The following is a 13,644-nucleotide window of genomic DNA, read 5'->3' as shown; positions in this document are numbered from 1 at the left end:
CTACTTAGTCCCCTGCTCGTTCTGTAAATTCCCGGGCGAGGCTCGCCCGCGCCGTTACATGGTCGCGCCCAGCACCCAGGGCGCGAACTCGGCGCCGCCGAAATCGAAGCTCTCGCTCTTGGTCGGCTGACCCGAGGCGGTCTTGAGGATGAGATCGAAAATGCGCTGGCCGCATTGCTCGACGCTCTCCTCGCCTTCGAGGATGGTGCCGCAATTGACGTCCATGTCGTCTTCCATGCGCTTGTACATGGGCGTGTTGGTCGCGAGCTTGATCGAGGGCGCCGGCTTGCAGCCGAACACGCTGCCGCGACCCGTGGTGAAACAGACGAGATTGGCGCCGCCCGCGACCTGCCCGGTCGCCGCGACTGGATCGTAGCCGGGCGTGTCCATGAACACGAAACCCTTCTTGGTGATGGGCTCGGCGTAACGCAGTACCTCGACGAGATTGGTGGTGCCCGCCTTCGCCATCGCGCCGAGTGACTTCTCCAGGATCGTGGTGAGCCCACCGGCCTTGTTGCCGGGGCTCGGATTGGCGTTCATCTCGGCGCCTTCGCGCGTCGTGTATTCGTCCCACCAGCGCATCAGGTCGACCAGCTTCTCGCCGACCTCGCGGCTGACGGCGCGGCGCGTCAAGAGATGCTCGGCGCCGTAGGTCTCCGGCGTCTCCGACAGGATCACGGTGCCGCCGTGGCGCACGATGAGATCGCTCGCGGCGCCAAGCGCGGGATTGGCCGACACGCCGGAATAGCCGTCCGAGCCACCGCATTGCAGCGCCACGGTCAATTCGCTCACCGGCACGGACTCGCGGCTCACCTTGTTGGAATCCGCCAGCGCCTCGCGCACGAAGGCGATGCCGGCCTCCACCGTCTTGCGGGTGCCGCCGACCTCCTGGATGTCCATCGCGCGCAGGCGTCCCGCGAGCTTCTGCTCCTCCATCAGCCCGCCGATCTGGTTCACCTCGCAGCCGAGGCCAAGCACGATCACATGCGAGAAGTTCACGTGCCGCGCATAACCGCCGAGCGTGCGGCGGAGCAGCGCCAGAGGCTCGTTCTGCGTCATGCCGCAGCCGGTCTTGTGGGTCAGCGCGACCACGCCGTCGACATTGGGAAAATCGGCCAGCGGATTGTCGCCGGTGAAGGGGTTCTTCTTGAAGACATCGGCGACGAGGCTTGCGACATGCGCGCTGCAGTTCACCGAGGTGAGGATGCCGATATAGTTGCGCGTGGCGACGCGGCCGTCCGGGCGGCGAATGCCCTCGAAAGTCGCCGGCAGGTCGAAATTGGGCGTCGGCTTGACGTCGGCGCAATAGGCATAGTCCTTGGCGAAATCGCCCATGCCGATGTTCTGCACGTGCACGTGCTGGCCCGGCGCGATCGGGATGGTCGCAAAGCCGATGATCTGGCCGTAACGGATGACAGGCTCGCCCATTGAGATCGGCTTGATCGCGACCTTGTGGCCGGAGGGGATGCGCTCGACCGTGGTCACGCCGTCTGCGACGACCGTTCCCGGCGGTAGGCTGGCGCGCGCGATCAGCACGCCATCATCGGGATGCAGGCGGATGACGGGGCTGATGGTCATGGGAGGTCTCCTTGGGAGGCGAATAGCGAGTGGTGAGTGGCGAATGGAAAAAGGGAGTAGCCCTATTCGCTACTCCCCATTCGCCATTCGCAAGTTTCTTAGGCCTTGCCGCCCGAATCCTTGCGGGTGGCATTGACCTGCATCTTGGCGTAGGTGGTCATCAGGCCGACCTCGTTCGAGAGCGTCACCAGCTTGAAGCCCATGTTAATGGCGCGTGCAGCACCTTCGGCGCCGCTGCAATGGATGCCCGGGTTGAGGCCGCGCTTGCCGCATTCCTTGATGATCTTCTCGTAGATCGCGAGGATCTCGGGCTCGCTGCGGTCGAGCTTGGGCTCGAGGCCGTACGAGAAGCCGAGGTCGGACGGTCCGATATAGACGCCGTCGATGCCCTCGACGTCGAGGATCGCTTCCATGTTCTCGACCGCGGTCTTGGTCTCCATCATCGGCAGCAGGATGGTGTCGGCATTCGCGGTCTTCTGGTAGGAGCCCGCGGTGCCGTACATGCCGGCGCGGATCGGGCCGTTGGAGCGGACGCCCTGCGGCGGATATTTCGAATAGGAGACGAGGTTCCTGGCTTCCTGCGCCGTGTTGACCATCGGGCAGATCACGCCATAGGCGCCGCCGTCCAGCACCTTGCCGATGATGCCGGGCTCGTTCCAGGGCACGCGGACCATGGGCGTGACAGGATGCTTGTCCATCGCCTGGAAGCACTGCACCATCGAGAGATAATCCTGCACGCCATGCTGCATGTCGACGGTGACGCTGTCGAAGCCGCATTGCGCGATCATCTCGGCCGAGAAGCCGGAGGGTATCGCGAGCCACGCGTTGACCACGGCCTTGCCCGACTTCCAGATTTCCTTGACCTTGTTCGCCACGTTGCCTTCCTTCTTGTTGTTTGGACCGTCTTATTTGGACCGCGTTATTTGGACCATCGTCACCATGACGAGCGCCGCGACAGCACAATCCCGCTGTTACCGCGAACCGGGCCGCCGCGCTACGCTCGCAATGGCGCAAGACCTATGCGGTCGCCCTCTGGATGCTGACTTCGCTGACGCCGACCTCGCGGGCGGTGTTCACTATCGCCGCCCAGGTGTCATCCGGCAAGGGGATGCCGTTTTGGGTGCGCTCGGCCCTCGTTCTCCGCTCGGGATCGCCGGGAATCAGCACCTGATCGACCCCGGCCGCCGGCTTGGTGGCGCGGATGAAATCGACATAGCGCGAGACCTCGCCGTCGAAAAGGTTGGAGGTGTCGACCACTTTCGGATCGACATAGAACGCCAGCATGCCGTTGGCAAAGCGCCGTCCGCCCGACGTGGCCCCGGTTCCGGTCAGCGCGCCGCCAAGTAGCTCGCAGATAAAGGCAAGGCCCGAGCCCTTGTGCTCGCCGAAGGCGCGGATGGCGCCCGTTCCCCTGGTGTGATCGCGCGGCCCATCAGGCGTGAACGGCCCGTAGAGCACGACCGGATCCTCGCTTAAGCTCCCGTCGGAATCGACCAGCGCCCCCTTCGGCAGCTTCTTGCCGCCGCGGCTTGCCACCAGCACCTTGCCCTCGGCCACGACAGAGGTCGCAAAGTCCAGCACGATCGGATCCTGGCCCGCGCGGGGGATGCCGACGCAATATGGCGCGGTGGAGAGCCGCTTCTCGACGCCGCCGAATGGCGCCACCAGCAGCGAGCCCGCGGCATTGACGAAATGCACGGAGATGAGGCCTTCGGCGGCAGCCATCTCGGCCCAGTCGCCGACGCGGCCGATATGGCCGGCATTGCGCAGTGCGACCGCGGCAAGTCCGGCCTTCCTGCACTTCTCGATGCCGATCCTGACCGCCTGCGGCGTCACGGTCTGGCCGTAACCGAACCTACCGTCGACCACGGCGAGCGAGGGCGTGTCCAGCACCAATTCGGCGGCCTGGTTGGGCACGACCATGCCGGTCTTCTGCCAGCGGATGTAGACGGGAACGCGGATCACGCCGTGGCTGTCATGGCCCGTCAGATTGGCCGTCGTGAGATAGGTCGCGATCCGCTTCGCCTCTTCCGGCGAGGACTGCGCATGCGCGAAGACTTCGGTGACGAAGTCGATCAGCCTCTGAACCTGAATGGTGACCATGAAAGTCCGCGCGCCTCCTGGTTCCGGCGGAGCGCGCTCGACGCGGCGTTCTCCGTCCCGGTGCCGATTTTGCATCGATCGGCTTGGGCGGCAGTTTGCGCGAACAAATCAGCGGATGTCCATGGCCGTTGCCGCACGCTCGCGCATATCAGCATTCACTCCTCGGCACTTGCCTCCTCGGCGCCGCCAAGCTCTGCAAGACTCAGTTCGAGCGCGCCGAGCATCTCCTGCAACTCCGCGAGCTTGCGTGCACCGAACCGTCGCGTGATCTCGGCATAGATCGCCTCCGAATTCGGCGCCACCGAGGCCATCAGCTTCACGCCCTCTTTCGAGATCGAGACCATGCTGCGGCGCTGGTCCGCCTTGGCCGTCTTGCGCTCGATCAGGTTGCGCGCCTCGAGATCGCGCAGGATGCGCGACAGGCTCGGCCCGAGCAGGAACGCCGTGCGCGCGAGTTCCGTGACCTCGACCGCGTCGATCGCGGCCAGTGCACGCAGGATGCGCCATTGCTGCTCGGTCAAGCCGTGCTCGCGCAGGGAGGGGCGAAATTGTCGCATCACCGCTTCGCGGGCCCGCAGCAGCGACATCGGCAGGGAGCGCGAGAAATCGCGCATCGGCACCTGCCTTGCGGCAGGCCTTGCGATAGGTCCTGCGGCAGGCGCGCTTCCGTTGGCTGGATCAGCCGGTCTCTTCACCATGATGCCCTTTCAAACCGCAAGACGTTTGCAGTGCAGCAAGCCGGAATTGTGTTTGACGCATTCACTTAACATGTTAAGTATCTTCCGGCACCCCAATTTGTAAGATCACAAATGGCGCTTTCCAACGACGATATCCAAGCTTGCGCGAGGCGTCTGCACCAAGCGGAGAAGACCCGCGTGCAGATCCGGCAGCTGTCGCAGGATTTCCCCGGCATCACCATCGCCGACGCCTACGCGATTCAGAAGGCCTGGGTCGACGTCAAGATCGCCGAGGGGCGCATCGTCAAGGGCCACAAGATCGGCCTGACCTCGAAGGCGATGCAGAGCGCGCTTGACATCGACGAGCCGGATTCCGGCGTGCTGCTCGACGACATGTTCTTCGCCGATGGCGGCATCATTCCGACCGGGCGCTTCATCGCCACGCGGGTCGAGGCCGAGCTCGCCTTCGTCATGAGCAAGCGGCTCGCAGGGCCTGATAGCACGCTGTTCGACGTGCTCAATGCTACCGACTTCGTGGTTCCCGCGCTGGAGATTCTGGACACGCGGATCGAGCGCGTCGATCCCAGGACGAAAGCGACGCGAAAGATCTTCGACACCATCGCCGACAATGCGGCGAATGCCGGCATCGTGCTCGGCGGACGGCCGATCCGGCCGTTGGACGCAGACTTGCGCTGGATCGGCGCGCTGTGCTTTCGGAACGGCCAGCTCGAGGAGACCGGCCTTGCCGCCGGCGTGCTCAATCACCCGGCGACCGCCGTGGCCTGGCTCGCCAACAAGATCGCGCCGCTCGGCCTTGCGCTGGAGCCCGGACAGGTCGTGCTTGCCGGCTCCTTCATCCGTCCGATCGAGACCCGCAAGGGCGACACAATTCAAGCCGATTATGGCGCCTACGGCTCGGTGAGCTGCTACTTCGCGTAAAGCAACAAGACGACACAGGGAGTGAAACCGCGATGCCGCATTTCACCATCGAATATTCCGCCAATCTCGACGGACGTCTCGATATGAAGCTGGTCTGCGAAGTCGTGCGCAAGGCGGCAGTCGAGACCGGCATCTTCCCGCTCGGCGGCATCCGCGTCCGCGCCATCAGGTGCGAGCACTATGCGATCGCCGACGCGCGAAACGACTATGGGTTTCTCGACATGGTGCTGCGCATCGGCGAGGGCCGCGACCTCAAGACGCGCCAGCAGGCCGGCGAGCACGTCTTCCAGGCACTCTCCCGCCATCTCGATCCCGTCTTCGCCGCCAGCAAATTCGCTTTGTCGTTCGACATGCAGATCAACGACAAGGACACCAGCTGGAAGCGCAACAACATCCACGACGCCCTGAAAGTGGAAACCGCCCATGGATAAGACCAGCCCCAAAGCCGATGTGTTCCAGGCCAACCGCGACCGCGTCGCACCGCTGCTGGAGAAGCTGCGCACTGAGGGCATCAGCCACATGATCGACGGCAAGACCGTTGCCTCGATCTCCGGCGAGACCTTTGAAACGAAGTCGCCGGTCGACGGCACGACGCTCGCGAGCGTCGCGCGCGGCACTGCCGAGGACATCGACCGCGCCGCAACGGCCGCGGCGCTCGCCTTCAAGTCCTGGCGCGACATGGGCCCGGCGATGCGGAAGAAGCTGCTGCACCGCGTCGCCGACGCGATCGAGGACAATGCCGAGGACATCGCGGTGCTCGAATGCATCGACACCGGCCAGGCCTATCGCTTCATGGCCAAGGCCGCGATCCGCGCCGCCGAGAATTTCCGCTTCTTTGCCGACAAATGCGCGGAGGCGCGCGACGGCCTCAACACGCCGAGCGACGAGCACTGGAACATCTCGACGCGCGTGCCGATCGGCCCGGTCGGCGTGATCACGCCGTGGAACACGCCGTTCATGCTCTCGACCTGGAAGATCGCCCCTGCCCTCGCTGCGGGGTGCACGGTCGTGCACAAGCCGGCGGAGTGGTCGCCGGTCACCGCGGACATGCTCGGAAAGCTCGTCAAGCAGGCCGGCGTTCCCGACGGCGTGCTCAACACCGTCCACGGCTTCGGCGAAGAGGCCGGCAAGGCGCTGACCGAGCATCCCGCCATCAAGGCGATCGGCTTCGTCGGCGAGAGCGCGACGGGCTCGGCGATCATGGTGCAGGGCGCGCCGACGCTGAAGCGCGTGCATTTCGAGCTCGGCGGCAAGAATCCTGTGATCGTGTTCGACGACGCCGATCTCGACCGCGCGCTCGATGCCGTCGTGTTCATGATCTACTCGCTCAACGGCGAGCGCTGCACGTCATCGAGCCGCCTCCTGGTTCACGCCGGCATCGCGGACAAGTTCACGGAGAAGCTCACCGCGCGCGTGAAGGCGCTGAAGGTCGGCCATCCCCTCGATCCCGCCACCGAGATCGGACCGCTGATCCACGAACGCCATCTGGCAAAGGTCTGCTCCTATTTCGACGTCGCGCGCCAGGACGGCGCCGTGATCGCCGTTGGTGGCAAGGCCCATGACGGCCCGGGCGGCGGACATTATGTCGAGCCCACCCTGGTCACCGGCGCGCACGGCAAGATGCGGGTTGCCCAGGAGGAGGTGTTCGGCCCGTTTCTCACCGTGCTGCCCTTCAGGGACGAAGCTGAAGCCATCGAGATCGCCAACGACATCCGCTATGGCCTGACCGGCTATGTCTGGACCAACGACGTCGGCCGTGCGCTGCGCGTCGCCGACGCGCTCGAAGCCGGCATGATCTGGCTCAACTCGGAAAACGTGCGCCATCTGCCGACGCCGTTCGGCGGCATGAAGGCCTCCGGCATCGGCCGCGACGGCGGCGATTACTCGTTCGACTTCTACATGGAAACCAAGCACGTCTCGCTGGCGCGGGGCACGCACAAGATTCAGAAACTGGGAATCTGATCGTCTTTCCGGGGCGATGCGTAGCATCGAACCCGGAATCCATCGCGCAGCAGAGTTCGTCGAGGAATGGATTCCGGGCTCGCGCTTCGCGCGCCCCGGAATGACAGGGACCGAGAGGGGAAACGCAATGCCCATACCGCAACACGTCTTCGAGCCGCCGTTCAACATCATCCGCTCCAGTCACGTCGTGCTCGACGTGACCGATCTGAAGCTGAGCCGGGAGTTCTACGAGACCACCGTCGGCCTGCATGTCGAGGACGCCGACGACAACGTCGTCTACCTGCGTGCCGCCGAGGAGCATCAGCATCACTCGCTGGTGCTGCGGAAAGCCGCGGTGCCCGCTTGCGCGCGGCTCGGCTTCAAGGTCGGCAACGACGGAGATCTCGACAAGGCTGCCGCCTTCCTGTCCGAGAACGGCCTCGGATACGCCTTCGTCGATCAGCCGTTCCAGGGCCGTACCCTGCAGTTCACCGATCCCTTCGGCTTCCAGATCGAGCTCTATGCGTCGATGGACCGTCGACCGCATCTCTTGCGCCGCTATGATCTCTACAGGGGCTGCCACCCGCAGCGGCTCGATCATTTCAATGTCTTCGCCGCCGAGGTGCAGGACACGGTCGAGTTCTACGCGCGGCTCGGCTTCCGCCTCACCGAATACGCCGAGGAAGATGGACCGAACGGGCGCATCGCGGCCGCCTGGATGCATCGCAAGGGCAATGTCCACGACTTCGCCATCACCAACGGCAAGGGCCCTCGCCTGCACCATTTCGCCTATTGGACGCCGACGGCGATGAACATCATCCATCTCTGCGACGTCATGGCGTCCCAGGGCTTCGTGAAGAACATCGAGCGCGGCCCGGGACGCCACGGCATCTCGAATGCGTTTTTCCTCTATGTGCGCGACCCTGATGGACACCGCCTCGAGCTCTACACCAGCGATTACTTCACTGGCGATCACGACCATGAGCCGCTGCGCTGGTCGCTGCGCGATCCGCGGCGCCAGACGCTGTGGGGCGCACCCGCGCCGCGCTCCTGGTTCGAGCAGGGCTCGCCGTTCTCAGGGCAGACCGTGCGCGAGCCGAAATTCGTGGCCGACGTGCTGGTGGCGGATTGAGCCATGAAGCTTCCGCGCCTCGCCACCTATTCCATAAAGGGTGATGTCGGCTTCGGTGCCGTCCTGGAGGGCGGCATCGTCGACCTCTCCACACGTTACTCCAAGGACTATCCGACGCTGCGCGATGTGATCGCGGCCGGCAAGCTCGTGAGCCTTGCCGAGGAAGCCGCCGGTCGCACACCGGACCACGCGTTCGACGACATCACCTGGCTGCCGCCGGTGCCCGCGCCCGAGAAGATCATCTGCATCGGCGTCAACTACCCTGATCGTAACGCCGAGTATAAGGACGGTCAGGACGCGCCGAAATACCCGAGCATGTTCATGCGCTCGCCCCGCTCCTTCGTCGGCCACGACACGCCGCTGGTGCGCCCGCGCGCCTCCGCGCAGCTCGACTATGAAGGCGAGATCGTGCTGGTGATCGGCAAGGCGGGCCGGCACATCCCCGAAAGCAGCGCGCTCGACCACATCGCCGCGCTCACGCTCTGCAACGAAGGCTCGGTGCGCGACTGGCTGCGCCACGCCAAGTTCAACGTCACCCAGGGTAAGAATTTTGATTCCAGCGGCAGCCTCGGCCCCTGGCTGGTACCTTACGTCAGGGAATCTCAGATCGCGGACATCAGGCTGACCACGCAAGTCAACGGCGAGCTCAGGCAGGACGACCGCACCAGCCGGCTGATGTTTCCGTTCCGCACCCTCATCAACTATATCTCCACCTTCGCAACGCTCGTCCCCGGCGATATCATCGTCACGGGCACGCCGACCGGCGCCGGTGCCCGGTTCGATCCGCCGCGGTACCTGAAGCCCGGCGACGTCGTCGAGGTCGCGGCCGAAGGCATCGGCACGCTGCGCAACGGCGTCGTCGACGAAGCCTGAACAACCATCGAAGTGGAATAGTGCAATGACGACCCTCACCGGCGGCGAAGCGATCGTAAGCGGGCTTGTCGCCCACGGCGTCGACACCGTGTTCGGTCTGCCCGGCGCGCAGGTCTACGGCTTGTTCGACGCCTTCCACCAGGCCCAGCTCAAGGTGATCGGCGCCCGGCACGAACAGGCCTGCGGTTACATGGCGTTCGGCTATGCGCGCTCCAGCGGCAGGCCCGGCGTGTTCAGCGTGGTGCCCGGCCCCGGCGTGCTCAATGCCAGCGCCGCACTGCTCACCGCGTTCGGCTGCAACGAGCCGGTGCTGTGCGTCACCGGGCAGGTACCGACGCAATTCCTCGGCAAGGGCCGCGGCCATCTGCACGAGATGCCGGACCAGCTTGCGACCCTGCGCACCTATGTGAAATGGGCCGACCGGATCGAATATCCCGGCAATGCACCGACCACCGTGGCGCGCGCCTTCCAGGAGATGATGTCGGGACGGCGCGGCCCCGCCTCGGTCGAGATGCCCTGGGACGTCTTCACCCAGCGCGCGGACACGGCCGCAGCGCAGGTGCTGGAGCCGCTGCCCGCCCCGCAGCCCGATCCCGATCTCGTGAAGCAGGCGGCGGCGCTGATCAAGGCGAGCAAGGCACCGATGATCTTCGTCGGCAGCGGCGCGATCGAGGCCGGCGAGGAGATCCTCGAGCTCGCCGAGATGATCGATGCGCCCGTGGTCGCCTTCCGCAGCGGCCGCGGCATCGTCTCCAATGCGCACGAGCTCGGGCTGACCATGGCGGCCGCCTACAAGCTGTGGCCGACAACCGATCTGATGATCGCCATCGGTACGCGCGCGGAGCTGCCGGCATCGGGCTTCCGCTGGCCCTATCAACCGAGCGGATTGAAATCCATTCGCATCGACATCGATCCGGTCGAGATGCGCCGGGTGGTCGTTGACACCGCCATCGTCGCCGATGCCCAGGCCGGAACGGCCGATCTCGTCGCGGCCGTGAAGAAGGCCGGCTATGCGCGGACCCGGGGCCGGCGGGAGGACATCCGCCAGGCCACCGCGACCGCGCAAGCCGAGATCCAGCGCATCCAGCCGCAGATGGCCTATCTCGACATCCTGCGCGAGGTGCTGCCGGCGAATGCGATCGTGACCGATGAACTGTCGCAATTCGGCTTCGCCTCCTGGTACGGCTTTCCGGTCTACCAGCCGCGCACCTTCATCACCTCGGGCTATCAGGGCACGCTCGGCTCGGGCTTCCCGACCGCGCTCGGGGCCAAGGTCGCCAATCCCGACAAGCCGGTGGTCGCGATCACCGGCGATGGCGGCTTCATGTTCGGCGTGCAGGAGCTATCAACCGCCGTGCAGTTCAACATCGGCGTGGTGACGCTGGTGTTCAACAACAACGCCTACGGCAATGTCCGCCGCGATCAGCGCGAACGCTTCGACGGCCGCGTGGTCGCCTCCGACCTCGTCAATCCCGACTTCGTCAAGCTCGCGGAGTCCTTCGGCGTTGCGGCGGCGCGTGTCACCGCGCCGGATCAGTTCAAGGCAGCGATGGAGAAGGCGCTTAGCCACAGCGGGCCATACCTGATCTCGGTGGAAGTGGCGCGGGATTCCGAAGTGAGCCCGTGGGCGTTCATTCACCCGCCGAAGCCTTGAGGCTCGGCACTCCCTGTAGCCGTGCAGCCGCGATCACCAGCAGGCCGGCGCCTGCGACCGACCAGCAGGCGACCGGTGCCCAGTGCAATAGCGGCGCATAGTCAGGGATCTTCTGCAGGCCACCGGCGACCGCCGCCATCCGCGCGAAGGTGCCGAGCGCCAGCGCGGAGAACACGAGGCCCGTGACCTTGCCCTCCGCGCCGGTCGAGCCAATCGCAAGCGCGGCCGAGATCGCGCTCATGAGCATGCAGCCCCAGGCCGCGCCGGCGAGGAACTGCGCGGCGATCAGCGTATTGAGGCTGCCGGCAAGCTCCGCCGCGGCGATCGCGACCGCACCGAGCAATCCGGCGGCGCCCATCACGATCAGGCCGCCGCGATGCTTGACGACGAGGCTCGCCGGAAACATCGCGATGTTGAAGCCGATCCAGAACACCGGCATCAGCCATTGCAAATCGCCGGACTTGGCGAAGCGCAGGTAGAACGGCGCGCTGTTCATGGCGAAGTGCAACTGATAGCCGAGCGCCAATGCAACCATCGCGACGATGAAGACGATCGGCACGAAGCCCAGCGGCTTGGCCGCCTCGGCCGGCGCCGGCAGCGAGGTATCACGCGCCACGTCATGCTCAATCCGCGACAGGGCGAGCGCCGTGAGCAGCAACACGACGCCGGAGATCACGAATGGCAGCCGCGCATCGTGGTCCCGCAGCACGACGCCGAGATAGGGCGAGACCGCGCCGGCAACGCCGTAGCCGAGCATCGCCAGCGCCGCGAGGAACGGCACCTGCGGCTTCGAACGGTATTTGCCGAGCAGCGTCAGCGGCGGCGCGCGCAAGGCAGACGAGGTGACCGACCAGACCACGATCAGCGCGATGAGCCAGACCTGCGCTGCCGCGCCGACGCCGGCCACGAAGGGCATCGCGACGAACGCGCCGCAGGAGATCGCGGCCACCAGCCCGACGAACAAGCCAAGCCTGCCGACGTAGGGCGCGAGCTTGTCCGCGGCGATCCCCATCGCCGTATCGGCGATGGTGAAGATCGCCTGGTCCAGCATCAGGATGAGGATGACAGCGGATGGCGCGATGCCGACCTCGGCGGCAAGCTTTGGCAGATAGATGACGTAGGTGGTCCAGCCCAGCGTGAACACCAGTTGCAGCGCGGCCAGATAAAGGCCGGTGCGATTGGCCGTCCCGATGTCGGCCGAGAGCTGTGTGGTCGTCATGTCGCGGTCTCCCCCGTTGCCGAGCTTAGACGAACGAGGCGGGTGAGGAAACGCGTCAGCGCGTTCTGCGGAAGGTCAAATTGATTCTTTTCCGTCCCAGCAACCCATGCTCGCCGTCGGCAAGCGGCGCGACGCCGTGATAGGCGAGCCTGCTGGCCCCGCCCCAAACCACGACATCGCCATGGACCAGGCGGAAGCGTCGCGGCTTGTCGGCGCGCGCCATGCCGCCGAACAGGAAGGTCGCGGGCAATCCCAGCGAGACCGAGACGATCGGCGCCGAATAATCGAGCTCATCCTTGTCCTGATGCAGCGACAGCCGCGTGCCGACCTCGTAGCGATTGACGAGGCAGGCATCAGGCGCGAAGTTTTGGAAGCCACCCTGCTCCGCCGCGCCGCGCGCGAGATCGCGGAGCACTGGCGGCATAGCCGGCCATGGCGCGCCGGTGCGCGGATCGATGGGATCGTAGCGATAGCCGGTGTGATCGGTGATCCAGCCGCGCTCGCCGCAATTGGTCATCGCCACCGACATCAGATGACCGCCGGGCGTGGTCATGCGCCGGAAAGGCGACTGCGCCACGATGGCGCGCACGGCGGCGATCAGCTCGGTCTCGATCGGCTTGACGAAGCCGCGCAGCAGCACGGCGCCGTCGGCGATCTCCTCGCGCGACGGCTGCGCCTCAGCAACGCTATCGAACAGATCAGCCGTCAATCGCAGCGCTCATTTGGCATCGTGAAAGATCACACCCAGCGTATGGCGCCGGCCGGACCTGATCCGGCTGACGCCATGGCGTAGATTAACGCGATACGTGCCACGTGTCCCCTGCACCGGGCGGTGATGCACAGCGAAGGCGACGGCGTCACCCTGCGCCAGCGGCACCACCTCGGTGCGGGACTGCATTCGCGGCCGCTGCTCAGTCAGCACGAATTCGCCGCCGGTGAAGTCGCGGTCGGGCTCGGAGAGCAGGATCGCAACCTGGAGCGGGAACACATGCTCGCCGTAGAGATCCTGATGCAGGCAATTGTAATCGCCGGCGTCGTATTGCAGCAGCAGCGGTGTTGGTCGTGTCTGGCCGGCCTCGTGGCAGCGCTTGAGGAAAGCCGCATGCGAGGCTGGATAGCGGATGTCGATCCCCATCGCCTCGTTCCAGCGGTTGGCGACGCCTTGAAGATGCGCGTACAGCGCCGGCCGCAATTGCGCGATCAGATCGGGCAGCGGATAGGCGAAGTATTTGTACTCGCCGCGGCCGAAGCCATGCCGACCCATGGCGATGCGGCTGCGGAAATGCGCATCGTCCGGATAGAGCGCGGCAATCTCGCGGCATTGGTCCGGCGTCAACAGGCCCTTCAGGACCGCGCAGCCTTGAGAGTCGAGTTCGGCGGAGATCTCGGGCCAGTCGAGGGCGTCGATATGGGCGGCGGGGTTGATCGCTTCATCGATTGCAGGAGCACGTCTCGCGATTGCCATAGCGATATCCATCCTTTCGTCATTCCGGGGCGCGACGCAGTCGCGAGCCCGGAATCCATTCCT

At 65.4% G+C, this 13,644-nt stretch carries 13 protein-coding genes; 6 read left to right on the top strand and 7 right to left on the bottom strand.

The annotated features are described in order from the left end of the window. Nucleotides 1–54 precede the first annotated feature (54 nt). From CIT39_RS11440 to hpaR, 4 genes are all read right to left on the bottom strand, one after another. On the bottom strand, nt 55–1,578 hold the full coding sequence (locus CIT39_RS11440) for a UxaA family hydrolase (RefSeq protein ID WP_094975253.1): 1,524 nt from the start codon (nt 1,576–1,578) through the stop codon (nt 55–57). A gap of 98 nt (nt 1,579–1,676) precedes the next feature. Then, on the bottom strand, nt 1,677–2,453 hold the full coding sequence (locus CIT39_RS11435; RefSeq protein WP_094975254.1) for an HpcH/HpaI aldolase family protein: 777 nt from the start codon (nt 2,451–2,453) through the stop codon (nt 1,677–1,679). Between the two features lie 142 nt (nt 2,454–2,595). Further along, complete coding sequence (locus CIT39_RS11430) at nt 2,596–3,681, bottom strand: malate/lactate/ureidoglycolate dehydrogenase (protein ID WP_094975255.1); 1,086 nt, start codon at nt 3,679–3,681, stop codon at nt 2,596–2,598. Nucleotides 3,682–3,836: 155 nt separating this feature from the next. After that, nucleotides 3,837–4,379 carry a homoprotocatechuate degradation operon regulator HpaR gene (gene hpaR, locus CIT39_RS11425; protein ID WP_094975256.1) on the bottom strand — a complete coding sequence of 181 codons (543 nt, stop codon included), beginning with the start codon at nt 4,377–4,379 and terminating at the stop codon, nt 3,837–3,839. 111 nt (nt 4,380–4,490) lie between these two features. Between hpaR and hpaH the strand changes: the two genes are divergently transcribed. From hpaH to CIT39_RS11395, 6 genes are all read left to right on the top strand, one after another. Further along, the gene (hpaH, locus tag CIT39_RS11420) at nt 4,491–5,297 is read left to right on the top strand and encodes a 2-oxo-hept-4-ene-1,7-dioate hydratase (RefSeq protein ID WP_094975257.1); all 807 of its coding nucleotides are present in this window, start codon (nt 4,491–4,493) and stop codon (nt 5,295–5,297) included. Nucleotides 5,298–5,329: 32 nt separating this feature from the next. Beyond that, nucleotides 5,330–5,728, top strand: a complete 399-nt coding sequence (locus CIT39_RS11415) for a 5-carboxymethyl-2-hydroxymuconate Delta-isomerase (RefSeq protein WP_094975258.1) — start codon at nt 5,330–5,332, stop codon at nt 5,726–5,728. Then, nucleotides 5,721–7,259, top strand: a complete 1,539-nt coding sequence (gene hpaE / locus CIT39_RS11410) for a 5-carboxymethyl-2-hydroxymuconate semialdehyde dehydrogenase (RefSeq protein WP_094975259.1) — start codon at nt 5,721–5,723, stop codon at nt 7,257–7,259. The genes CIT39_RS11415 and hpaE overlap by 8 nt, the downstream gene beginning before the upstream one ends. Before the next feature lie 127 nt (nt 7,260–7,386). After that, nucleotides 7,387–8,370: a 3,4-dihydroxyphenylacetate 2,3-dioxygenase gene (hpaD, locus tag CIT39_RS11405; protein ID WP_094975827.1), complete on the top strand. Its 984-nt coding sequence runs from the start codon at nt 7,387–7,389 to the stop codon at nt 8,368–8,370. A 3-nt stretch (nt 8,371–8,373) separates the two neighbouring features. Then, nucleotides 8,374–9,243, top strand: a complete 870-nt coding sequence (locus CIT39_RS11400; protein WP_094975260.1) for a fumarylacetoacetate hydrolase family protein — start codon at nt 8,374–8,376, stop codon at nt 9,241–9,243. A gap of 25 nt (nt 9,244–9,268) precedes the next feature. Beyond that, the gene (locus CIT39_RS11395) at nt 9,269–10,897 is read left to right on the top strand and encodes a thiamine pyrophosphate-dependent enzyme (RefSeq protein ID WP_094975261.1); all 1,629 of its coding nucleotides are present in this window, start codon (nt 9,269–9,271) and stop codon (nt 10,895–10,897) included. On the opposite strand, the gene CIT39_RS11390 is transcribed toward CIT39_RS11395, so the two are convergent. The 3 genes from CIT39_RS11390 to CIT39_RS11380 are packed head-to-tail and all read right to left on the bottom strand — an operon-like array spanning nt 10,875 to nt 13,581. After that, nucleotides 10,875–12,116 carry an MFS transporter gene (locus CIT39_RS11390; protein ID WP_094975262.1) on the bottom strand — a complete coding sequence of 414 codons (1,242 nt, stop codon included), beginning with the start codon at nt 12,114–12,116 and terminating at the stop codon, nt 10,875–10,877. The genes CIT39_RS11395 and CIT39_RS11390 overlap by 23 nt on opposite strands. Before the next feature lie 55 nt (nt 12,117–12,171). Continuing rightward, the gene (gene alkB / locus CIT39_RS11385; protein ID WP_094975263.1) at nt 12,172–12,825 is read right to left on the bottom strand and encodes a DNA oxidative demethylase AlkB; all 654 of its coding nucleotides are present in this window, start codon (nt 12,823–12,825) and stop codon (nt 12,172–12,174) included. 9 nt (nt 12,826–12,834) lie between these two features. Continuing rightward, the gene (locus CIT39_RS11380; protein WP_094975264.1) at nt 12,835–13,581 is read right to left on the bottom strand and encodes a 2OG-Fe(II) oxygenase; all 747 of its coding nucleotides are present in this window, start codon (nt 13,579–13,581) and stop codon (nt 12,835–12,837) included. Nucleotides 13,582–13,644 lie beyond the last annotated feature (63 nt).

This window comes from Bradyrhizobium symbiodeficiens, assembly GCF_002266465.3.
Classification (GTDB): Bacteria; Pseudomonadota; Alphaproteobacteria; order Rhizobiales; family Xanthobacteraceae; genus Bradyrhizobium; species Bradyrhizobium symbiodeficiens.
Note: the sequence above shows the minus strand (reverse complement) of the source record. Positions and strands in the feature narration are given on the sequence as shown.

Bases quoted from the DNA above. Each gene is read 5' to 3' on its own strand.
- hpaR (WP_094975256.1), bottom strand. From the start codon at position 4,379: ATGGTGAAGAGACCGGCTGATCCAGCCAACGGAAGCGCGCCTGCCGCA.
- CIT39_RS11415 (WP_094975258.1), top strand. From the start codon at position 5,330: ATGCCGCATTTCACCATCGAATATTCCGCCAATCTCGACGGACGTCTC.
- CIT39_RS11380 (WP_094975264.1), bottom strand. From the start codon at position 13,581: ATGGCAATCGCGAGACGTGCTCCTGCAATCGATGAAGCGATCAACCCC.
- hpaE (WP_094975259.1), top strand. From the start codon at position 5,721: ATGGATAAGACCAGCCCCAAAGCCGATGTGTTCCAGGCCAACCGCGAC.
- hpaD (WP_094975827.1), top strand. From the start codon at position 7,387: ATGCCCATACCGCAACACGTCTTCGAGCCGCCGTTCAACATCATCCGC.
- CIT39_RS11430 (WP_094975255.1), bottom strand. From the start codon at position 3,681: ATGGTCACCATTCAGGTTCAGAGGCTGATCGACTTCGTCACCGAAGTC.
- CIT39_RS11390 (WP_094975262.1), bottom strand. From the start codon at position 12,116: ATGACGACCACACAGCTCTCGGCCGACATCGGGACGGCCAATCGCACC.
- CIT39_RS11440 (WP_094975253.1), bottom strand. From the start codon at position 1,578: ATGACCATCAGCCCCGTCATCCGCCTGCATCCCGATGATGGCGTGCTG.
- hpaH (WP_094975257.1), top strand. From the start codon at position 4,491: ATGGCGCTTTCCAACGACGATATCCAAGCTTGCGCGAGGCGTCTGCAC.
- CIT39_RS11400 (WP_094975260.1), top strand. From the start codon at position 8,374: ATGAAGCTTCCGCGCCTCGCCACCTATTCCATAAAGGGTGATGTCGGC.
- CIT39_RS11395 (WP_094975261.1), top strand. From the start codon at position 9,269: ATGACGACCCTCACCGGCGGCGAAGCGATCGTAAGCGGGCTTGTCGCC.